The sequence below is a fragment of the Serratia sp. 201 genome (assembly GCF_037027545.1).
GTDB lineage: Bacteria > Pseudomonadota > Gammaproteobacteria > Enterobacterales > Enterobacteriaceae > Serratia > Serratia bockelmannii.
In genome coordinates, this window is the sequence record NZ_JAXCHC010000002.1 from 896743 (window position 1) to 916689 (window position 19947).

Consider the following 19947-nt stretch of genomic DNA (forward strand, 5'->3'; position numbering starts at 1 on the left):
AAGGTGATTTAGCGAACTGATGAACGATAAGCCGTTTGCAGAACGTTGAAATCGGATCGCGTGATTGAGGGATCCTTTTCGCTTAAAGCCGGGAAAGCTCTTCGATCACCGCTTTTTTGGGGTTCTTCGGGTCGTACTTTATCGCGGTGAAATGGCCCGGTTGATAACGCGGCAGATCCACGACGCTGATCGGGCCTTTCGCCACGGCCGTATGGTTTTTTCCGTCTTGGGCGATGTACTTGACTTCGACTTCGCAGACCGGCCGATTTCCGTCCCACAGGTTGGTCTGGCGAATGCTGACGATTTGCCCGGAAGCGGAAATACCGTTCTCCATCACGCTGAGGGAAGAACCGATATGTTTGAAATAACCCCAGATATCGACCGTGATGAATTTGAAAAAGCCCACCAGACTGAGGATGGGAGCCAATAAAATCAACCCGATAACGGTGAAAACATTTTTGGCCTTCGACATGGGAGTCCCTTTACAAGAAGATCGCCAGCGCCTTGGTGCTCAGCCGTAAGGCGCCGTTGGTGACCAGCGCGCCAAGCTGAGTGAACGTCATGGGATCATTACTGAGCTTGAAATTGGTTTTGCTGATCGACAGCGGGTTATGCGAGATATCCAGCATCGTGTGTTTAAGGCTGGTCGCCGTCAACGAAAGATTGGAGCCGTAGAAGGCAAAATTGGCCCCGGTCGCCACCCATTTCCAGCCGTGGCAGTTATCTTTCCAGTTCGGCGTTTGTACCGAGACGCCGTCCGCACTGGTGATATCAATGGTTTTCGCCTTGATGGTCAGCGTGCCGGTGATCGTTGTGTTCTGGTTATTATTATAGGTTTCGGTGACATCCCCGGTCACGGTAGCGGTCTGGCCGCCCGCTTCAATCGTCAGGACTTGCCCGCCGGCAGTAATGGTGGTGTGCTGACCGCCGGCGGTGATGTTGACGGTCTGCCCCTGCTTGATGGTGCTGGTCTGTTGCCCTTCGGTAATGTCGAGGGTCTGGTTGCCTTTCACCGTGACATGCTGGGTTTGCGTAATGTTTTGCGTCTGCGCGCCGTCAAGCTTGAAAGACTGATTGCCGGTGATGTCGATTTTATCGCCGCCGTCGATAATCGTCAGGTCGCGGCCGCCTTTGATGTTCACCGTCTGGTGAGCGTTCAGGTTGGCGGTGTCCAGCCCATTGACGGTCGTCGTGCGTTTCGCTTTGTACAGGAACGTGGCGTCGCCGGTGACGGTGTCGTCCTGCTGGCGCCCGATGGTGGTGGTGCGACTGCCGTCAATATTGACGTTCTTGTCGTTTTCCACCGTCATGTTCATGTTGCGTTCGGCATGCATGTCGAACGATTCGTTGCCGGGCGAGTCTTCCAGGAACAGGAAGCTGGCGTTGTCGGCGCCGCCGCCTTTACTGCGGCTCATAAAGCCCATTTTAGTGGCGTCGCCGGGCAGATCCCACGGCGGCATGCTGTCTTCGTTGTAAACGCGGCCGGTGATGATAGGGCGATCCGGATCGCCGTTGATAAAGTCGACCACCACTTCCTCACCCACGCGCGGGATCTGGATCCCACCGTATTTCCAGCCGGCCCAGGCGCTCGAGACGCGCACCCAACAGGAACTGGTTTCATTGCCGCTGCCGTGGCGATCCCAACGGAATTTGAGTTTCACCCGGCCATATTTATCGGTCCAGATGCTTTCGCCTTCCGGGCCCACTACTTCGGCAGTTTGCGGGCCGTGGGTTTTCGGCCAAGGCGTGGTGCGCGCCGGGCGCCAATTGATGTCCGCCGGAACGACCTGAAATTCGGTTCGCTGCTCGCCAACATCATTATCGTTGCTGGCGTAGCTGTTTTCCTGCATGAAGTACTGCGCGCTGACCACCAGGTAGGCGCGGTTGTCTTCCATACGCGGCGCCTGGGTCAGTTGAAAACGGTAGCCGGGCGCAATGCCCTGCGAATTGCCTTCGCCGCTCATCTGCTCGTGCTGCGCTTCGAACTCCTGTTGGCGAACCTTGACGTAAAACTGGCCGTGGGCGTGATCGGTATAGCGACCGGGCCAGTCGAACACCTCGGCTTTGTCCTGCGCGAACGAGGCGGGATTCTGCCGGGCCTCCAGCAACCGCGCGCGTGGCTTACGAAAATCGTAGTCATCCAGGCTATAGAGGCTGGGCGTGATGGCGTCAGAAACGCTCCAGCTATTGATGCTGTCCTTGTTTTCCACCAGGCCGCCTTCCGCGAGCTGGTAGGGAATGCTGGCGTAGCCGGCGAGTTCCTGATGGGCCGCCGGCGCGTCAGCCAGCACCAGCGTATGGCCGTCTTGCTGGTGCGTGAAATAATAATAGATGCCTTCGTGTTCCATCAGACGGCTGATGAAATCGAAATCGCTCTCCTGATACTGCACGCAGTATCCCCAGATGCGGTAGTCGTAACTCAGGCGGTTATCGATTTTCACCTGATACTGCCCCAGCACCTGAGTCAGGATGTCGGGAACGGTTTTTTCCTGGTGGATGCGAAAATCGCGGTTTTGCGTCAGATACCACAGCGTGGGGCGCAGCACGGCGCGGTAGATATAGTAACGGTTGCCGCCAGCTTCTCGGCCGGAGAGGGTCATGCGCGTGATATTGCCGTTGAGATAACGCGGTGCCAACGGATTGCCCCGCAGCTCCAGCGTGATTTTTTGTCCCAGCAGCGCTTTCAGATCGAGCCGATTGTCGGGGCTGAGCAACTCGACGTCGAACTCGAACAATCCGGCCAGTTTTTCCTCGCCGGAAAGGCTTCTGAACAACAGCTGATGGGAGGGCAAGGGCGTGTGCGCAATGATAAGACGATCCATACTATTCCCCGCTTTAGGCATAGCTACCGCACGAGAATTGACGCGCGATCCCGATGGCGTATCTGTCACGAATAGAGACAGGAACTGACGAAAGATTTAACAAAGTTTACACAAAGGCACGATTTGTGCAGTCTACAATAGAGCTCTGCATTTGCAAAATAGCCTTGTGGATCAATGCCCAATTCGTTAACTTGCTCACGATCTTGTTTTTTATTATCTAAAACATATAGATGCGAGCAGATCATTTTTTATCTCAAATTATTGGGAAATTGGTAATACCAAAGAATAAATGTGTAACACATAAGTCAACGTGCTTATAAAACAACTCTTTTTTTACGTAAAAAAAGTCGCTGACTGTTTTTTATCCTTACCATTTGCCAGTTAAAGATGATCAAATATATAAATTTGGCGAATGTTAATTCGGATGATTCCTATTTGGTGGGCGTCCCAGGGCCCACCGACGGGCCTGGGAACATGCGTTTGAACGGTTGAAAATGCAGCGAATACCGTCGTTAACGTGGAGAGGAGTCGAAGGAGAGTTGACCTACCAGCTCGCAGAGCCAGATTAACGCCGGGTCGCGTTGCGCCTGCCGGCCGGCGATCAGCTCAATGGGGAAAGGCGCGATGGCCAACTCGTCAGGCAGCGGGAGAATGCGTACGCGTTGCGGATCGGAAAAATGCCGGGCCGCGCTGGCGGCCAGCGTGGCGATCAGATCGCTGTCGGCGACCACGGCCGGCAGAGCGGCAATATGTGAAAAGGTCACGGCGACTCGCCGCTGACCGCCGATTTCCGCCAGACGCCGGTCGACCAGCCCTCTGGCAGAGCCATCGTCTGCCGGTGCGTACAGCCCATGCGGCAGGCTGAGGTAGCGTGCCAGATCCCAGCGGCCATCCGCCAGCTGGGGGTGTGAACGGCTGGCGATACACACCAGGTGCTCTTCAAACAACGTGCGCACATAGTGGCTTTCCGCACCGGAAAGATGTCCTCCCAGCGCGATATCCACCTCGCCGCGATCCAGTTGCCGATAAATATTGTGGCGATCCAGACGCGAAACGCGAATATCGATGCCGGGGGCGGTCTGACGCAACCGGCTGATGAGGGTGGGCAGCAGCAAGATATCGGCATAGTCGCCGGCCGCCAGCGTAAAACGCCGCTGCCCGGCGGTGGCCGGATCGAAACGGGCAGGGGGGGCCAACGCCAGATGGATCTGTTCAAGCACCTGCTGTATTTGCGGCATCAATTGGTGGGCGCGCGGCGTGGGTGACATGCCGCCGCCGCTGCGCACAAACAGGGGATCGTTGAGAAGAATGCGCAGCCGCGCCAATGCATTGCTGACGGAGGGCTGAGCGCGGTTAAGACGCCGGCCTGCGGCGGTGACGTTGCGCGTCTGATACAACGCCTCAAACACCACCAGCAAGTTGAGATCGACGCTGGCTAAATTCATTTTATGAATACTCTATATACAGATAATCCATTTCCAGAATCATACTGTGTTCTTTAGGCTGAAAGCACACAAATTTAGCCTTCAATCAGGGGAAATGATGAACAAAGTCTTGGTCACCGGCATTGAGCCGTTCGATGGCGATGCGGTGAATCCTTCCTGGCAAATTGCGCAGGCGCTGGCCGGTGAACATATTGCCGGCGCGGAGATCGCGGTGCTCGAGCTGCCCTGCGTATTGGGCGTGGCCAATCAGCAATTGATCGCGGCGATTGAGGCGCTGCAGCCGCTGGCGGTGATTTGTCTGGGCCTGGCCGGCGGCCGGGCCGAGATTTCGCTGGAACGGGTGGCCATCAATCTGATCGATGCCCGCATTCCCGACAATGCCGGTAAACAGCCGATCGACGTACCGGTGGTGGCGGGCGGGCCGGTAGGGTATTTTAGCACGTTGCCGGTGAAGGCCGCAGTGCAGCAGCTGCGCCGACAGGGGATCCCGGCGGCGGTCTCTTATACGGCAGGTACCTATAACTGCAACCATATTTTTTACGGTCTGCGGCACTATCTGGAGACGCAGCACGTGAGTGTCAGGGGGGGGTTCGTACATATTCCGTACAGTCATGAACTGGCGGCGTCCCATCCGGGCAAGCCGAGCATGGCGCTGGCGACGATGGTGGAAGCGGTGCGCACGGTCGTACAGGTGACGCTGACGGTAGAGGAAGATGTGCGATTCGGCGACGGCGCCGTACATTAAAAGCAGGGCGTGGTGTACCACGCCCTGCTACGGGTTATTCGTCGGCGACGCGGATCACCAGTTTGCCGAAGTTTTTGCCCTGCAGCAGGCCGATAAACGCCTGCGGCGCCTGCTCCAGCCCATCAACGATGTCCTCGCGGAACTTGATTTTCCCCTGTTCGACCCAACTGCTCATTTGTTGCAAGAATTCGTCAAAGCGTGAGCCGTAGTCGTCGAAGATGATAAAGCCCTGCATGCGGATGCGTTTGCGCAGGATCAGCCCTTCCAGCAGGGGCAAGCGGTCCGGCCCCGCAGGTAATCCGGTGGCATTGTAATGGGCGATGATGCCGCACACCGGAATGCGTGCTTTGGTGTTCAACAACGGCAGCACGGCGTCGAACACCGCCCCACCGACGTTTTCGTAATAGATGTCGATGCCTTTTGGGCAGGCGGCCGCCAGCTGTTCGGCAAAGTCAGGGGCGCGGTGATCGAGACAGGCGTCGAAACCCAACTCTTCCACCACATAGCGGCATTTTTCCGCACCGCCGGCGACGCCGACGACGCGGCAGCCTTTCAGCTTCCCGATTTGGCCGACCACCGAACCGACCGCACCGCTGGCGGCGGCGACCACCAGCGTTTCACCTGCCTGCGGTTGGCCGATGTCGAGCAACCCCATGTAAGCGGTAAATCCCGGCATGCCCAGCACGCCCAGCAGGCGGGAAGGATGCGGCAGGTGCGGGCCTAGGTTGCGCAGGCCGCTGCCGTCAGACAGGGCGTAATCCTGCCAGCCGTCATAACCCAACACCCAATCGCCGACGTTGAAATCGGGATGCTGTGAAGCCGCCACGCGCGATACCGTACCGCCCACCATGACCTGACCGATCTCCACCGGCGGCGCGTAGGAGGGGGCATCGCTCATGCGCCCGCGCATATAAGGATCCAGCGACAGATAAACGGTGCGCAGCACCAGCTGCCCGGCGGCGGGCTGCGGTGCGGGGACGGTATCGAGACGGAAGTTGGCCGCCGTCGGTTCGCCGTGCGGACGCGAAGCCAGCAGGAAGCGGCGGTTCTGTTGAGAAGGGGACATCGAAAGCTCCTTTGCGTTGCGACAAACAAGATTCGTTAAGCCTAGTCCAGGGGCGGCAAGGCAACGTTACCGAATGTGCTTAGCCTTAGAGCGGAACGATCAGCACGTCGATATGGCTGATATTGATAAAGCGGGCGGCGGAACAGGAGACCTTATTCATCATGCCGTCGCGATGGTTGCCGCAGAGCAGCAGGTCGAACGGCTGACGGCGGCTGGCGTATTCCAGGCTATCACCCAGCTCGCCGTGCACGATCAACGTATCGGCGATCGGGTAACCGGCGCGTTGACGCAGTTCCTCCATAAACAGCCGGGTTTCCTCCTCCATCAACGTGCGTAAATCGCCCAGCATTGGCCCGGCGAAATTATTGTACATTTCCGGGTTGGCGAGCGTGCTCAGCAAGGTGATGCTGCCGCTGTAAGGGCGGACGATGGAGACGGCCTTTTCCACCAGACGGTGGCTGTCAGGGGCAACGGCAACGGTGACCAGAACGTTTTGATACCCCATATCCTACTCCTTGTTGTATCCATCGTGTTTCAGGCTGCCGCATCGGTGGCCTTGGTGGAAGTCTTGCGTCGGATAAAGGGTAGAACCTGGCGGGTGGAATAAATGTGTTTCGCATCACGCGCGGCAATAAAAGCTGAATTTGCACCGGTTATATAGCAATAAAAGATAAAACCGTTGCCGCACGTAATTTCACTGAATTAAAGCACCTGCGTCCACAGCGTTTTCGGCACCTTGCCCAGATCGAACAGTTTACCGGCAACCAGCTCAGCGCGACGGTGGTCGGCAGCGCGGTACATATTGCTCATTTCTGTATCATTTTCAATGGAGTAGTTCAGTTTGTCGTACACCTTCTCCAGGCTGTCCAAAGAGGAGCATTTACGGAATGTCAGCAGATATTCGAGCGTATCGGTCATGATTAAAATATAGCCTGTTAATAGTTAAAGCCGGGTGAATAACACATCGGCGGCTCACGGCGACGCCGTCGAGGTAGCGATGTACGACCTGACAAAAATCATTTCAAGTAGATAAATTGCACTGGGTAATGATGTCACGCCGCCCGTAGCGGCGCTTTGATAAATCATAATATGCCCGTGCGCCGTCAGCAATCTCATCCTGCTGATAAATGGAGAAATAGGGAAAGTCTCAGGGCGGCTGACGGCAGACGCGTCGTCGTCGCTGCTGTGCACAAGCACGCGCTGCCGTGCCAGGCCTCATTCTGCAGTGATTTTTTCACCCGGCCGCGGCATTGGGTGGTGTTTTTCGCCGCCGCTGACGTTAAAACGCCGTTTTTCTCGATGGAGAAATATGAAGAGTAAAACAAAACTGCGTTTTATTTTATGACCATAAGGGGATGAAATCGTAAGCCATGTAAATAATCATCTGGGGATGAGGGGAAATTATCACGACGACAAAAAAGAAATAAAAAGCATTAAAGTTTTATGGCGTGCTGCCGATATATCGTTTTGGCGGAATTTAACGCAAAAAAAGTATTCTTGCATCGTGCTAATACGGAAACATATCGTTACGTCTGTGAGCTTGTTCACTACGCCCGCGAATCATTGATAAGCCATAATCACCTGATGTTGAAAATTAAAACAGCCTCAGGCTGGGGGCTTAAGTCAAATCCGATAGCTAATAACCTTATAGTTTACACTGGTTATTTTTCAGCTTGGATATTTTTTAGTAACTCAAATGGTTATTTATACTGAGTTTGTTGCCTATATACAGATTTTTGTTCTGTTATTTTGGTTTGGTGATGCTTTTGTTCGAATTGATCTAAAAAAGATAATTTTTTGGCGGATAAACATTGTTTTTAAGACGTTTTTTTACCTATGGTTGTTTTGTGTACAAAATGGCGGTCAATAAGTGAGCGTATTTGGGGGTATTTGGCTTAATTATTTTTTATTTTTGTGATCTATGTCACATTGTATTTAAAATTGCCTCTCACTTACATTGTGTGTGCTAATGGTTCGGGGGTAGAGTTGCGCTGCTTTAGGAATAATCTTATTAAATTTGTAAAAATAGTTTCATGGTGACTAAACACTATCGAAGCAGAATGCTGTACATCCATACACGTAGGTTTACGCTCGTAGCAAATACTGAACAGTGGTCGAATTTAGCGATTGTAGAAAATTATAGCAGTCGTTTTTGAGAGATTAATTTGCCAACTTTGGGAAACAACCCAAGTCACGGGCGATAAAATTTATCACCCAGCGTATGTTTTTAAACATAGTCTGTCGGGATGGGGAATATGGGTACGTCTGAATTACTTAAGCATATTTATGACATCAATTTGTCATATTTACTTTTAGCACAGCGTTTGATCAACGATGAAAAAGCGTCCGCGATGTTCCGCCTGGGTATTGATGAAACCATGGCCGATGCGCTGGCGCAGCTGACTTTGCCGCAAATGGTCAAACTGGCCGAGACCAACCAGCTGGTTTGCCACTTCCGCTTTAACGAAAGCCAGACCATCGAACGCCTGACCAAAGAGTCGCGCGTCGACGATCTGCAACAAATCCATACCGGCATTTTGCTATCAAGCCATTTACTGCAAGAGCTATCGAGTAAAGACGCTAGCCCGACGAAGAAAAGAGCCTGATGATGGTTGAGAAAAGTATCGTTCAAGAAGCCAAGGACATTCAGCTCGCTATGGAGCTGATTTCGCTGGGAGCCCGACTGCAGATGCTGGAGAGTGAAACTCAGCTCAGCCGTGGGCGCTTGATTAAACTTTACAAGGAGTTACGCGGCAGCCCGCCGCCAAAAGGAATGTTACCGTTCTCAACCGACTGGTTTATGACCTGGGAACAAAATATTCACTCGTCGATGTTTTACAACGCCTACCTGTTTCTGATGAAAAGCGGGCAGTGCAGCGGAGTGGAGGCGGTGATCAAAGCCTATCGCCTCTACCTGGAACAGTGCCCGCAGCAGGCCGGCGAGGCGCCGCTGCTGGCGCTGACCCGTGCCTGGACGCTGGTGCGTTTCGTCGATAGCGGCATGTTGCAGCTCTCCGCCTGCAGCTGCTGCGGCGGCGCATTTATCACTCATGCGCATCAGCCGCTGAATGGTTTCATCTGCAGTTTATGCCAACCTCCATCCCGCGCCGTAAAAAGACGTAAACTTTCGCCGCAACTGGCCGATATTATTCCTCAACTGCTGGACGAGCAGGTCAAACGCGCCATTTGAGCCGCCACGTTGCCGGCTCTCGGCAATGAATACCGACGTGTGATACGCAGGGGCGGCATGCCGCCCCCAGACACGCAGCCTGGTCTGTCGCGCCAGGGCGCGTTTGCCCCACCTTCCATCCACATTGTTAATTTAAGGAATGCGTGTGCTAGTTATTTTGGGTTATCTCGTGGTATTGGGTGCGGTGTTTGGCGGCTACCTGATCGTGGGCGGTCATCTCGGTGCGTTATACCAACCGGCGGAGTTTCTGATTATCGGCGGGGCGGGTGTCGGCGCTTTCATCGTCGGCAACAACGGCAAGGCAATCAAAGCCACGCTGCGCGCGCTGCCGCGGCTGATGCGCCGTTCCAAATACAACAAAGATCTGTACATGGATCTGATGGCGCTGTTGTTCCGCCTGCTGGCCAAATCTCGTCAGCAAGGCATGCTGTCGCTCGAGTTCGATATCGATAATCCGCAAGAAAGTGAAATTTTCTCTAATTATCCGCGCATCCTTGCCGATAACACCCTGGTGGAGTTCATTACCGACTATTTACGGCTGATGGTGAGCGGCAATATGAATGCGTTCGAGATCGAAGCGCTGATGGACGAAGAGATCGAAACCTACGAGCAGGAAAGCGAAGTGCCCGCCGGCAGTTTGGCGATGGTGGGTGACTCCTTGCCTGCGTTCGGTATCGTCGCGGCGGTGATGGGGGTGGTACACGCCCTGGCTTCGGCCGATCGGCCGGCCGCGGAACTGGGCGCGCTCATCGCTAACGCCATGGTCGGCACTTTCCTCGGTATTCTGTTGGCCTACGGCTTCATCTCGCCGCTGGCCACGTTGCTGCGCCAGAAGAGCGCCGAAAACGTCAAGATGATGCAGTGCATCAAGGTCACGCTGCTGTCGAGCCTGAACGGATACGCACCGCAGATCGCGGTCGAGTTTGGCCGCAAAACGCTGTATACCACCGAACGTCCTTCTTTCGTTGAGCTGGAAGAACACGTGCGCCGCGTGAAAGCGCCGGCGCAGCAGGCGACGGAAGAAGAAGAAGCATGAAACAGAATCATCCGGTCGTTCTGGTCAGAAAGCGCAAGTCGCATCATGCCGCCCATCACGGCGGCTCCTGGAAGATCGCTTATGCCGACTTTATGACGGCGATGATGGCGTTCTTCCTGGTGATGTGGCTGCTGGCGATCGCCAGCCCGCAGGAGCTGACGCAAATCGCCGAATATTTCCGCACGCCGCTCAAGGTTGCCCTGACCAGCGGCGACAAGAGCAGTTCCGAAAGCAGCCCAATCCCGGGCGGCGGCGACGATCCGACGCAACAGCATGGCCTGGTGAGAAAGCAGGTCGACTCGCCGGACTCGCGCGCCGAAGAGCTGCGCCTGAACAAGCTGCGCGAAAAGCTGGATGAGTTGATTGAGTCCGATCCGCGCCTGAAGGCGCTGCGTCCACATCTGTTGATCAACATGATGGATGAGGGGCTGCGCATTCAGATTATCGATAGCCAGAACCGGCCGATGTTCAAAACCGGCAGCGCGCAGGTCGAGAGTTATATGCGCGATATTCTGCGGGCGATAGCGCCGATCCTCAACGACCTGCCGAACAAGATCAGCCTGTCCGGCCACACCGATGATATCCCTTACGCCACCGGCGAGCGCGGCTACAGCAACTGGGAACTGTCGGCCGATCGCGCCAACGCCTCCCGACGCGAGCTGATTGCCGGCGGCCTGGCGGAAGGCAAGGTGCTGCGGGTGGTGGGCATGGCGGCCACCATGAGCCTTAAACAGCACGGCGCCGATGATGCGATCAACCGTCGTATCACCGTGCTGGTGCTGAACAAGCAAACGCAAGAGGGCATCGAACACGAAAATGCCGAAAGCAACGCGATGGATATCGCCCAGCCGGATAGCCTGAAGCAGCTGGCGCCGTCGGCGACTGCGCCGGCCAGCCAAACGCCGGAACCCCAGGCGGTAACGCCGACCGATCAAGCGACGCCGCCGGCGATGGACCCTGCCGCCCAATCGCAGACATCCCCGGCGATAGCCCCGGCCGGCCAAACGCCGGAACAATCGGCGGCTGCGCCCGCACCGACTAACCGCGACTCACAGCCAGAGGTGACCCCGTGAGCATGGACATTAGCGATTTTTATCAGACCTTCTTTGATGAGGCGGACGAGTTGCTGGCCGACATGGAGCAACACCTGCTGGAGCTGGATCCGCTGGCCCCCGATATCGAGCCGTTGAACGCCATCTTCCGCGCGGCACACTCGATCAAGGGCGGTGCGGCGACCTTTGGCTTTTCGGTGCTGCAGGAAACTACCCACCTGCTGGAGAACCTGCTGGACGGTGCAAGACGCCAGGAAATGAGCCTGAGCACCGAGATTATCAACCTGTTTCTGGAAACCAAAGACATTATGCAGGAGCAACTGGACGCCTATAAAACCTCGCAACAGCCTGACGCCGAAAGCTTTGAATACATTTGCCAGGCGCTGCGCCAGCTGGCGTTGGAAGCGCAACAGCAGCAGGAGGCGCCCGCGGTTCAACCGGCCGTTCAGCAGCCCGTTGTTCAGCACGCAGCCGCGCCGGCGGCGATCGAAGGCGGCATGCGCATCAGCCTGAACGGGCTAAAAGCCAGTGAAATCCCCTTGATGTTGGAAGAGCTGGGCAACCTCGGCGAGGTTAAAGATCCGCATCAGACGGAACACAGTCTGGACGTGACGTTGCTCACCTCCGCCAGCGAAGACGACATCAGCGCCGTGCTGTGCTTCGTGTTGGAACCGGAACAAATCAGCTTCTCGACGCCGACGCAAAGCGAACCGGCCGCCGTGGAAGCGAGCTTACCGGAAGCGGTTGCCGTGCCGGAACCTGCGCCAGCGCCGGTCGCCAGCGCCGTGCCGCCTGCCGCCAAACCGGCGGCCGCAGCGGCGGAAGCGCCGAAAGCGCGCGCCAAGGCGAGCGAATCCACCAGCATTCGCGTGGCGGTGGAAAAGGTGGATCAGCTGATCAACCTGGTGGGCGAGCTGGTGATCACCCAGTCGATGCTGGCGCAACGCTCCGGCACGCTGGATCCGGTGAACCACGGCGATCTGCTGAACAGCATGAGCCAGCTGGAGCGTAACGCGCGCGATCTTCAAGAGTCGGTCATGTCGATCCGCATGATGCCGATGGAATATGTCTTCAGCCGCTACCCGCGCCTGGTGCGCGATTTGGCCGGCAAGCTGAACAAACAGGTGGAACTGACGCTGCAGGGCAGCTCCACCGAACTGGACAAGAGCCTGATCGAACGGATTATCGATCCGTTGACGCACCTGGTGCGCAACAGCCTCGATCACGGTATCGAAGAACCGGCCACCCGCATCGCCGCCGGTAAATCGGCGGTGGGCAATCTGGTGCTGTCGGCCGAACATCAGGGTGGCAACATCTGTATTGAGGTCATCGACGATGGCGCCGGCCTGAACCGCGAAAAAATTCTCGCCAAGGCCGCGTCGCAAGGGCTGGCGGTCAGCGACAGCATGAGCGACGAAGAGGTCGGCATGCTGATCTTTGCTCCGGGCTTCTCTACCGCCGAGCAGGTGACCGACGTTTCCGGCCGTGGCGTCGGCATGGACGTGGTGAAACGGAATATTCAGGAGATGGGCGGCCACGTCGAGATCCGTTCACAGGCCGGTAAAGGCACCACCATCCGCATCCTGCTGCCGTTGACGCTGGCGATCCTTGACGGCATGTCGGTCAAAGTGAACGACGAAGTCTTTATCCTGCCGCTGAACGCGGTGATGGAATCGCTGCAGCCGCAGGCGGAAGATCTTCATCCGTTGGCCGGCGGCGAACGCGTGCTGCAGGTGCGCGGCGAATACCTGCCGCTGGTAGAACTGTATCGGGTATTTGAAGTGGAAGGCGCCAAAACCGACGCCACGCAGGGCATCGTCGTCATCCTGCAAAGTGCCGGCCGCCGCTATGCGTTGCTGGTGGATCAGCTGATCGGCCAGCATCAGGTGGTGGTGAAGAATCTGGAAAGCAACTACCGCAAAGTGCCGGGCATCTCCGCCGCGACCATTTTGGGCGACGGCAGCGTGGCCTTGATCGTCGATGTCTCGGCGTTGCAAACCTTGAACCGTGAAAAGCGTCTGACGGACGCCGCCGCATAATAATGAGTTTATTGATTTAAAAGGTGAATGATATGGCAGGATTGGCAGCCGTCAGCAAATTGGCTGGCGAAACGGTAGGGCAAGAGTTTCTGATTTTCACCCTGGGCAACGAGGAGTACGGCATCGATATCCTCAAGGTGCAGGAAATTCGCGGCTACGATCAGGTGACCCGCATCGCCAACACCCCGGCGTTCATCAAGGGGGTCACTAACCTGCGCGGCGTGATCGTCCCGATCATCGATCTGCGGGTGAAATTCTCGCAGCAAAGCGTGTCTTACGATGAGAACACCGTGGTGATCGTACTGAACTTTGGCCAGCGCGTGGTGGGCATCGTGGTTGACGGCGTCTCCGACGTGCTGTCATTGACCGCCGAGCAGATCCGTCCGGCGCCGGAGTTCGCGGTGACGCTGGCGACTGAATACCTGACCGGCCTCGGTTCGCTGGGCGAGCGCATGTTGATCCTGGTGGATATCGAAAAGCTGCTGAGCAGCGAAGAGATGTCGCTGGTCGACAGCGTGGCGAAAAGCGTCTGATTCATGACCTCAGGGGGGCAGGGCGCTGCCCCCTTCATCCATCACTCTTCCTGACCTGTCGCGATGCCGCAGACCGTACCAGTAACCCCCACTAAAAATAGTTACTTTCCCGCATAAAGTTTTGCCGCGCGGCGCCGATAACTCTCACATTCAACGTCATCAGAGCCTGTCTGCGCGGGCTTCAACAAGGGAAATCATGTTAAATCGTATGAAGGTGGTCACCAGCCTGTTGCTGGTGTTGGTGCTGTTTGGCGCCTTGCAGTTGATTTCGGGCGGACTCTTTTTCTCCTCGCTGAAAAGCGATAAGGAAAACTTTACCGTCCTGCAAACTATCCGCCAGCAGCAGCTGCAGCTGAGTGAAAGCCGCGTTGACCTGCTGCAGGCGCGCAACTCCCTGAACCGTGCCGGTATTCGCTACATGATGGATACCAACAAGATCGGCAGCGGCGCCACCATTGATGAACTGCTGGCCAAGGCGAAAGAAGAGCTGGGCGAAGCGGAAAGACACTATGCCGCGTACGAAAAAATCCCGCAGGATCCGCGTCAGGACCCCCAGTCGGCGGAACGCGTTAAACAGCAATACGACATTCTGTACGGTGCGCTCTCCGAGCTGATCCAACTGCTGGGCGAAGGCAAGATCAACGCCTTCTTCGATCAGCCTACGCAGAGCTACCAGGACAACTTTGAGCAGAGCTACAACGTTTACCTGGAGCAAAACGGCAAGCTGTACCAGATCGCAGTCGACGGCAGCAACAGCTCCTATAACTCGGCCATCTGGACGCTGATCGTGATCCTGGTGGTGGTGCTGGCGGTGATCGTGCTGGTCTGGACCGGTATCCATCACATCCTGGTGCGCCCGCTGAACCGCATGATCGATCACATCAAACAGATCGCCGCCGGCGACCTGACTCAGCAGATCGTCGTCAACAGCCGCAACGAAATGGGCGTGCTGGCGGCCAGCCTGAAACACATGCAAGGCGAACTGATTGAAACCGTCAGCGGCGTACGTCAGGGCGCGGATGCCATCTACAGCGGCGCGTCAGAAATCGCTGCGGGCAACAACGATCTCTCCTCCCGCACCGAGCAGCAGGCCGCGTCGCTGGAAGAGACCGCCGCCAGCATGGAACAGCTGACCGCGACGGTGAAACAGAACGCCGAAAACGCCCGTCAGGCTTCACAGCTGGCGTTGAGCGCCTCCGAAACCGCACAGAAAGGCGGCAAGGTTGTGGCCAACGTGGTGCAGACCATGCATGACATCGCCGGCAGCTCGCAGAAAATTGCCGATATCACCGGCGTGATCGACGGTATCGCCTTCCAGACCAACATCCTGGCGTTGAACGCCGCGGTGGAAGCGGCGCGTGCCGGCGAGCAGGGCCGCGGCTTCGCGGTGGTGGCCGGCGAAGTGCGTAACCTGGCGCAGCGCAGCGCGCAGGCGGCGAAAGAGATCAAAGGCCTGATCGAAGATTCGGTCAGCCGCGTCGATATGGGCTCTGTGCTGGTCGAAAGCGCCGGTGAAACCATGGGCGACATCGTCAATGCCGTCACCCGCGTGACCGACATCATGGGCGAAATCGCCTCGGCGTCGGACGAGCAGAGCCGCGGTATCGATCAGGTTGGCCAGGCGGTAGCGGAAATGGACCGCGTCACCCAGCAGAACGCCTCGTTGGTGGAAGAATCCGCCTCGGCGGCGGCGGCGCTGGAAGAACAGGCCAGCATGCTGACCCAGTCGGTGGCGGTATTCCGCCTGAGGCAGGAAGGCCAGGAAGAGTTTAAAGCGCCTGTCACCAGCAAGGCGACGGTAACACCGGTAATCAATCATAAGAAAATGAACGCCAGCGATCTGCAGGATAACTGGGAAACGTTCTGACCGGTATCGGGCCTCTCTCGCAGGGGCCCTTTTCCCTACGTAGGCCGGTCGCCGGCCGGCTGCAAGGAGGTTCACAGTGTTTAACCGAATCCGTATCTCTACCAGCTTATTCCTGTTGTTGATGACCTTCTGCGTTCTGCAGTTGGCCAGCAGCGGCCTGTCGTATTCCGCGTTTCGCTCCGATAACCACAACCTCGACATCATCACCCTCGGCAGCCAGCAGCGCGATTCGCTCAGCCTGAGTTGGGTGTCGCTGTTGCAGGCGCGCAATACGCTGAACCGCGCCGGCACCCGCGCGGCGCTGAAGCTGCCGCAGGAGCAGGTGAACGAACTGATGAGCAGCGCCCGCAGTTCGCTGCAGAAGGCCGATCTCTATTTCAATCAGTTCATGGCGGTTGAACGCAGCAGTGAACAGCAAAGCCAGCAGACGGCCACCACCAAGGCCAGCTACGAGCGGCTGCGCGGCGCGCTGCGTGAACTGATCGGTTTCCTGGAAAAGGGCGAGCTGCAGGCGTTTATGGATCAGCCGACGCAGAAAACCCAGGACCTGTTCGAGGCCGACTTCGTGCAGTACCTGCAGTTGGTCAACGGCGACATCAGCGAAGCCAGGGACGCCAACCAGTTCTCCTTCACGCTGGCGGGCCTGATGCTGGCGGGGGCGGTCTTGATGCTGATCGTGGTGACCGGCAGCGCCATGTGGTGGTTGCGCACCATGTTGGTACAGCCGTTGAACCAAATCCGCAGCCACTTTGAACGCATCGCCGCCGGCGATTTGGCGACGCCGATTCAGGTGTATGGCCGCAATGAAATCAGCATGCTGTTCGCCAGTCTGCAACGCACGCAGCAGTCGCTGATCGGCACCGTCGGCGCGGTGCGCGACGGGGCGGAGTCGATTCTGATCGGCCTGCAGGAGATCTCCGAAGGCAATAACGATCTCTCTTCCCGCACCGAGCAGCAGGCCGCTTCGCTGGAAGAGACCGCCGCCAGCATGGAACAGCTGACCGCGACGGTGAAACAGAACGCCGACAATGCGCGACAGGCCTCACAGTTGGCGCGCGATGCCTCGGCCACCGCGGCCAAGGGCGGCGAACTGGCCGGTGACGTTGTGACCACCATGCACGATATCGCCAACAGCTCGCAGAAAATCGGCGCTATCACCAGCGTGATTGACGGCATCGCTTTCCAGACCAACATTCTGGCGCTCAATGCGGCGGTGGAAGCGGCGCGCGCCGGTGAACAGGGGCGTGGTTTCGCCGTGGTCGCCGGTGAAGTGCGCAACCTGGCGAGCCGCAGCGCGCAGGCGGCGAAAGAGATCAAGGTGCTGATCGACGAATCGGTCAGCCGCGTCAAACACGGCTCGGTGCTGGTGGAAAACTCCGGTGCCACCATGCAGGACATCGTGCGTTCGGTGACCCGCGTGACCGACATCATGGGCGAGATCGCGTCGGCGTCGGATGAACAGAGCCGCGGCATCGAGCAGGTGACGCAGGCGGTGACCCAGATGGATCAGGTTACTCAGCAGAACGCCGCGCTGGTGGAAGAATCCGCTTCTGCCGCCACCGCGCTGGAAGAGCAGGCCATTACCTTGGCCGACGCGGTCGCGGTATTCCGTCTGGCGGACGATAACTTCGTCGCGCCAGGTAACAGCAACAACGCAGTTTCACCCGTGGTAAAGGAAGCCCAAGATTGTTAAACCGCATAAGCAGCACGTTTTTCTCCGGTGAGGTGGCATGAAACAGACGCCGTCAACTTCTAACCGGGATACTGCGTCGATGTTGACGCAAATGGTGCAGCGCCTGCCGCTGTCGGACGTGCATTTTCGCCGTATCAGCCAGTTGATTTATCAACGCGCCGGCATCGTGCTGGCGGAGCATAAGCGCGAGATGGTTTACAACCGCCTGGTGCGCCGGTTGCGGCTGTTGGGATTGCACGATTTCGGTGACTACCTGGCGCTGCTGGAAAGCGACCCGAACAGCGCGGAGTGGCAGGCGTTCATCAACGCGCTGACCACCAACCTGACGGCCTTTTTCCGCGAGGCGCATCACTTCCCGATCCTGGCGGAACACGCGCGCTCGCGGCCGAACGGCTACAGCGTCTGGAGCACCGCGGCCTCGACCGGCGAAGAACCGTATTCGATCGCCATCACGCTGAGCGATGCATTGGGTCAGCGGGCCGGCAGTTGCCAGGTCTGGGCCAGCGACATCGATACGCAGGTGCTGGAAAAAGCGGAGGCGGGCGTATACCGCCAGGAAGATCTGCGTACCCTGACGCCGACCCAAATGCAGCGCTATTTCCTGCGCGGCACCGGGCCGCATCAGGGGCTGGTGCGCGTGCGGCCGGAGCTGGCGGCGCGGGTCAACTTCCAGCCGTTGAACCTGCTGGCGCCGGAGTGGGCGCTGCCGGGGCAATTCGACGCCATTTTTTGCCGCAACGTCATGATCTATTTCGATAAGGCGACGCAGGAGCGCATCCTGCGCCGCTTCGTTCCCTTGCTTAAGCCGGGGGGGCTGATGTTCGCTGGCCACTCCGAGAACTTCAGCCAGATCAGCCGGGATTTCTACTTGCGTGGGCAGACCGTGTATGGGCTGACCAAGGAGAGGTAATGAGTAAAATCAGAGTGTTATGCGTAGACGATTCGGCACTGATGCGTCAGCTGATGACGGAAATCGTGAACGGCCATCCCGACATGGAAATGGTGGCGACCGCGCCGGATCCGCTGGTGGCGCGCGATCTGATCAAAAAATTTAATCCCCAGGTGCTGACGCTGGACGTCGAGATGCCGCGCATGGACGGGCTGGATTTCCTCGAGAAGCTGATGCGCCTGCGGCCGATGCCGGTGGTGATGGTCTCTTCGCTGACCGGTAAAGGGTCTGAGATCACGCTGCGCGCGCTGGAGCTGGGCGCGGTGGATTTCGTCACCAAACCGCAGCTCGGTATCCGTGAGGGCATGTTGGCCTACAGCGAACTGATTGCCGAGAAGATCCGCACCGCCGCCAGAGCGCGCCTGCCGCAGCGTTCCAACAGCCCGGCGCCGGCGATCCTCAGCCACGCGCCGCTGCTGAGCAGTGAAAAATTGATCGCCATCGGCGCTTCCACCGGCGGTACCGAAGCGATCCGCCAGGTACTGCAGCCGCTGCCGGCCACCAGCCCGGCGCTGCTGATCACCCAGCACATGCCGCCCGGTTTCACCCGTTCGTTCGCCGAACGGCTGAACAAACTGTGCCAGATCACGGTGAAAGAAGCGGAGGACGGCGAGCGCGTGCTGCCGGGCCACGCCTACATCGCACCGGGGGACCGCCACCTGGAGCTGGCGCGCAGCGGCGCCAACTATCAGGTGAAGCTGCATGACGGCCCGGCGGTCAACCGCCATCGTCCGTCTGTCGACGTGCTGTTCCGTTCGGTGGCGCAATATGCCGGCCGCAATGCGGTGGGGGTGATCCTCACCGGCATGGGGAACGACGGTGCGGCGGGGATGCTGGAGATGCACCGCGCCGGGGCGTATACCCTGGCGCAGAACGAGGCGAGCTGCGTGGTGTTCGGCATGCCGCGCGAGGCGATCGCCAGCGGCGGCGTCAGCGAAGTGGTTGAGTTGGACAGGATGAGCCAGCGCATGTTGGCGCAGATTTCCGGCGGCCAGGCATTGCGCATTTAATTTTAGTCCGCAGGGTTTACCCGGCGGCGATATGACCCTGGTTCGCCGCGCGGCGGCCTGCGGTTTTGCATCATTAAACGGTTAACTATTTCAGGAGTAACAATGGCAGACAAAAACCTCAGATTTCTGGTTGTGGACGACTTTTCCACCATGCGCCGCATCGTCAGAAATCTGCTGAAAGAGCTGGGCTTCAACAACGTCGAAGAAGCTGAAGATGGCGCGGATGCGCTGAACAAGCTGCGCGCCGGCGGTTTCGACTTCGTGGTGTCCGATTGGAACATGCCGAACATGGACGGACTCGAACTGTTACAGACCATTCGCGCCGATAGCGCGCTGGCCGCGATGCCGGTACTGATGGTGACGGCGGAAGCCAAGAAAGAAAATATCATCGCGGCGGCGCAGGCCGGCGCCAGCGGTTATGTAGTGAAACCATTTACGGCGGCGACGCTGGAAGAAAAGCTCAACAAGATTTTTGAAAAATTGGGCATGTAAGGAGAGGG

18 protein-coding genes are annotated in these 19947 nt (G+C 57.7%); 12 read left to right on the plus strand and 6 right to left on the minus strand.

Annotation, left to right across the window (positions count from 1 at the left end; translation table 11 throughout):
- Window positions 1-82: 82 nt before the first annotated feature.
- From WA302_RS12465 to WA302_RS12475, 3 genes are all read right to left on the minus strand, one after another.
- Window positions 83-472 (minus strand): DUF3592 domain-containing protein, encoded by a 390-nt coding sequence (locus WA302_RS12465; protein WP_025303280.1) that lies wholly within the window; start codon window positions 470-472, stop codon window positions 83-85.
- A gap of 10 nt (window positions 473-482) precedes the next feature.
- On the minus strand, window positions 483-2822 hold the full coding sequence (locus WA302_RS12470; protein ID WP_025303279.1) for a type VI secretion system Vgr family protein: 2340 nt from the start codon (window positions 2820-2822) through the stop codon (window positions 483-485).
- Between the two features lie 512 nt (window positions 2823-3334).
- Window positions 3335-4267: a LysR family transcriptional regulator gene (locus WA302_RS12475; RefSeq protein ID WP_025303278.1), complete on the minus strand. Its 933-nt coding sequence runs from the start codon at window positions 4265-4267 to the stop codon at window positions 3335-3337.
- 97 nt (window positions 4268-4364) lie between these two features.
- On the opposite strand from WA302_RS12475, the gene pcp reads away from it, so the two are divergent.
- A complete protein-coding gene (gene pcp / locus WA302_RS12480) occupies window positions 4365-5012 on the plus strand; it encodes a pyroglutamyl-peptidase I (RefSeq protein ID WP_025303277.1) in 648 nt (215 codons plus the stop codon).
- Window positions 5013-5046: 34 nt separating this feature from the next.
- Here the strand turns inward: pcp and WA302_RS12485 are convergent, their stop codons facing one another.
- The 3 genes from WA302_RS12485 to ydgT all read right to left on the minus strand — a co-directional run bounded on the left by WA302_RS12485 (window position 5047) and on the right by ydgT (window position 6996).
- Window positions 5047-6078, minus strand: coding sequence for an NADP-dependent oxidoreductase (locus WA302_RS12485; protein WP_025303276.1), 1032 nt, complete (start codon window positions 6076-6078; stop codon window positions 5047-5049).
- An 85-nt stretch (window positions 6079-6163) separates the two neighbouring features.
- Window positions 6164-6583 (minus strand): universal stress protein UspC, encoded by a 420-nt coding sequence (gene uspC, locus WA302_RS12490; RefSeq protein ID WP_025303275.1) that lies wholly within the window; start codon window positions 6581-6583, stop codon window positions 6164-6166.
- Window positions 6584-6780: 197 nt separating this feature from the next.
- The gene (ydgT, locus tag WA302_RS12495) at window positions 6781-6996 is read right to left on the minus strand and encodes a transcription modulator YdgT (protein ID WP_025303274.1); all 216 of its coding nucleotides are present in this window, start codon (window positions 6994-6996) and stop codon (window positions 6781-6783) included.
- A gap of 1337 nt (window positions 6997-8333) precedes the next feature.
- Between ydgT and flhD the strand changes: the two genes are divergently transcribed.
- The 11 genes from flhD (at window position 8334) to cheY (ending at window position 19939) form a co-directional block, all read left to right on the plus strand.
- Window positions 8334-8684: a flagellar transcriptional regulator FlhD gene (gene flhD / locus WA302_RS12500; protein ID WP_004934891.1), complete on the plus strand. Its 351-nt coding sequence runs from the start codon at window positions 8334-8336 to the stop codon at window positions 8682-8684.
- Window positions 8684-9268 carry a flagellar transcriptional regulator FlhC gene (gene flhC / locus WA302_RS12505; protein ID WP_016927281.1) on the plus strand — a complete coding sequence of 195 codons (585 nt, stop codon included), beginning with the start codon at window positions 8684-8686 and terminating at the stop codon, window positions 9266-9268. Before flhD ends, flhC begins: the two co-directional genes overlap by 1 nt.
- 145 nt (window positions 9269-9413) lie before the next feature.
- Window positions 9414-10304, plus strand: a complete 891-nt coding sequence (motA, locus tag WA302_RS12510; RefSeq protein WP_015378266.1) for a flagellar motor stator protein MotA — start codon at window positions 9414-9416, stop codon at window positions 10302-10304.
- On the plus strand, window positions 10301-11377 hold the full coding sequence (gene motB, locus WA302_RS12515; protein WP_043138656.1) for a flagellar motor protein MotB: 1077 nt from the start codon (window positions 10301-10303) through the stop codon (window positions 11375-11377). Before motA ends, motB begins: the two co-directional genes overlap by 4 nt.
- Entirely contained in the window at window positions 11374-13395 is a 2022-nt protein-coding gene (cheA, locus tag WA302_RS12520) for a chemotaxis protein CheA (RefSeq protein ID WP_099817135.1), read from the plus strand. The genes motB and cheA overlap by 4 nt, the downstream gene beginning before the upstream one ends.
- A 32-nt stretch (window positions 13396-13427) precedes the next feature.
- On the plus strand, window positions 13428-13928 hold the full coding sequence (gene cheW / locus WA302_RS12525; protein ID WP_025303271.1) for a chemotaxis protein CheW: 501 nt from the start codon (window positions 13428-13430) through the stop codon (window positions 13926-13928).
- 196 nt (window positions 13929-14124) lie between these two features.
- On the plus strand, window positions 14125-15795 hold the full coding sequence (gene tsr, locus WA302_RS12530; protein WP_025303270.1) for a methyl-accepting chemotaxis protein: 1671 nt from the start codon (window positions 14125-14127) through the stop codon (window positions 15793-15795).
- Between the two features lie 76 nt (window positions 15796-15871).
- Window positions 15872-17488, plus strand: a complete 1617-nt coding sequence (locus tag WA302_RS12535) for a methyl-accepting chemotaxis protein (RefSeq protein WP_047730456.1) — start codon at window positions 15872-15874, stop codon at window positions 17486-17488.
- A gap of 37 nt (window positions 17489-17525) precedes the next feature.
- Window positions 17526-18398, plus strand: coding sequence for a protein-glutamate O-methyltransferase CheR (cheR, locus tag WA302_RS12540; protein WP_141968156.1), 873 nt, complete (start codon window positions 17526-17528; stop codon window positions 18396-18398).
- The gene (locus WA302_RS12545; RefSeq protein WP_025303269.1) at window positions 18398-19447 is read left to right on the plus strand and encodes a protein-glutamate methylesterase/protein-glutamine glutaminase; all 1050 of its coding nucleotides are present in this window, start codon (window positions 18398-18400) and stop codon (window positions 19445-19447) included. Before cheR ends, WA302_RS12545 begins: the two co-directional genes overlap by 1 nt.
- A gap of 102 nt (window positions 19448-19549) precedes the next feature.
- The gene (gene cheY / locus WA302_RS12550) at window positions 19550-19939 is read left to right on the plus strand and encodes a chemotaxis response regulator CheY (protein WP_004934862.1); all 390 of its coding nucleotides are present in this window, start codon (window positions 19550-19552) and stop codon (window positions 19937-19939) included.
- Window positions 19940-19947 lie beyond the last annotated feature (8 nt).

What these genes read in the sequence shown, in the direction of transcription:
- WA302_RS12465 (WP_025303280.1), bottom strand. Translation starts at nt 472, where the DNA reads ATGTCGAAGGCCAAAAATGTTTTCACCGTTATCGGGTTGATTTTATTG.
- WA302_RS12470 (WP_025303279.1), bottom strand. Translation starts at nt 2,822, where the DNA reads ATGGATCGTCTTATCATTGCGCACACGCCCTTGCCCTCCCATCAGCTG.
- WA302_RS12475 (WP_025303278.1), bottom strand. Translation starts at nt 4,267, where the DNA reads ATGAATTTAGCCAGCGTCGATCTCAACTTGCTGGTGGTGTTTGAGGCG.
- pcp (WP_025303277.1), top strand. Translation starts at nt 4,365, where the DNA reads ATGAACAAAGTCTTGGTCACCGGCATTGAGCCGTTCGATGGCGATGCG.
- WA302_RS12485 (WP_025303276.1), bottom strand. Translation starts at nt 6,078, where the DNA reads ATGTCCCCTTCTCAACAGAACCGCCGCTTCCTGCTGGCTTCGCGTCCG.
- uspC (WP_025303275.1), bottom strand. Translation starts at nt 6,583, where the DNA reads ATGGGGTATCAAAACGTTCTGGTCACCGTTGCCGTTGCCCCTGACAGC.
- ydgT (WP_025303274.1), bottom strand. Translation starts at nt 6,996, where the DNA reads ATGACCGATACGCTCGAATATCTGCTGACATTCCGTAAATGCTCCTCT.
- flhD (WP_004934891.1), top strand. Translation starts at nt 8,334, where the DNA reads ATGGGTACGTCTGAATTACTTAAGCATATTTATGACATCAATTTGTCA.
- flhC (WP_016927281.1), top strand. Translation starts at nt 8,684, where the DNA reads ATGATGGTTGAGAAAAGTATCGTTCAAGAAGCCAAGGACATTCAGCTC.
- motB (WP_043138656.1), top strand. Translation starts at nt 10,301, where the DNA reads ATGAAACAGAATCATCCGGTCGTTCTGGTCAGAAAGCGCAAGTCGCAT.
- cheW (WP_025303271.1), top strand. Translation starts at nt 13,428, where the DNA reads ATGGCAGGATTGGCAGCCGTCAGCAAATTGGCTGGCGAAACGGTAGGG.
- tsr (WP_025303270.1), top strand. Translation starts at nt 14,125, where the DNA reads ATGTTAAATCGTATGAAGGTGGTCACCAGCCTGTTGCTGGTGTTGGTG.
- cheR (WP_141968156.1), top strand. Translation starts at nt 17,526, where the DNA reads ATGAAACAGACGCCGTCAACTTCTAACCGGGATACTGCGTCGATGTTG.
- WA302_RS12545 (WP_025303269.1), top strand. Translation starts at nt 18,398, where the DNA reads ATGAGTAAAATCAGAGTGTTATGCGTAGACGATTCGGCACTGATGCGT.
- cheY (WP_004934862.1), top strand. Translation starts at nt 19,550, where the DNA reads ATGGCAGACAAAAACCTCAGATTTCTGGTTGTGGACGACTTTTCCACC.